At 70.3% G+C, this 735-nt stretch carries 1 protein-coding gene; it reads right to left on the minus strand.

The features are described from left to right. Nucleotides 1–23 precede the first annotated feature (23 nt). Complete coding sequence (locus G6048_RS48390; RefSeq protein WP_165345927.1) at nt 24–650, minus strand: HAD-IA family hydrolase; 627 nt, start codon at nt 648–650, stop codon at nt 24–26. Between the last annotated feature and the right edge of the window lie 85 nt (nt 651–735).

Consider the following 735-nt stretch of genomic DNA (forward strand, 5'->3'; position numbering starts at 1 on the left):
GGTAAGGGGTTGGGGGAGGCGGATCAAGCCGGGGTCTGCAGGAGGGCTGCTTCGAGGTCCGCGATCTGGCCGGTGTGGTGCAGGGTCCGCAGGCCCAGGCTCTCGGCTGCCTGGCAGTTGTCGTCCCGGTCGTCGATGAACAGCACGCGGTGCGGTTCGCTTGCGCCGGTGGCTTCCAGAGCGTGCAGGTAGGCGGCCGGGGCGGGCTTGCACACTTCCAGCCGGGCCGAGTACAGGGCCCGGGTCATCAGCTGTCGGCACCAGTCGGTGGTGTCGAGGACGTCGCTGAGCGGGTGGGGCGCGTTGGACAGCAGGACCATGGGCAGCCCGCCCTGCTGGGCGCGTTGCAGGACGGCGAGGACGCGGTCGTCGGTGCGGGTCCACATGGCGGTGTCGGCGGCGCGCAGTTCGCGCAGCATGCGCGGGCCGGGGTGCCAGCCCAGGGTCTGGGCCCAGAACGCCAGGTCGCTGAGCTGGCCGGCGTCGTATGCCTCGCGTGCGCTCCAGAAGGCGTTCTGGAACGAGGCGAGATCGTCGGGCCAGGCGGCGACGCGGGCGAGGTGGCGCCATTGGTCGGTGCTGGGCTGGCGGCCGATGACGCCGTTGTAGTCGAGGATCACCGCGTCCAGCGCGGTCCTGGGCGTCTTCATCCACTACGGCATCTACGCCGTGGGCGGCGCTGCCGAGTCCTGGTCCTTCTACACGGGCGAGATGACGCACGAGCAGTACATGAAA

This window comes from Streptomyces ureilyticus, from assembly GCF_011045025.1.
Lineage (GTDB): Bacteria > Actinomycetota > Actinomycetes > Streptomycetales > Streptomycetaceae > Streptomyces > Streptomyces ureilyticus.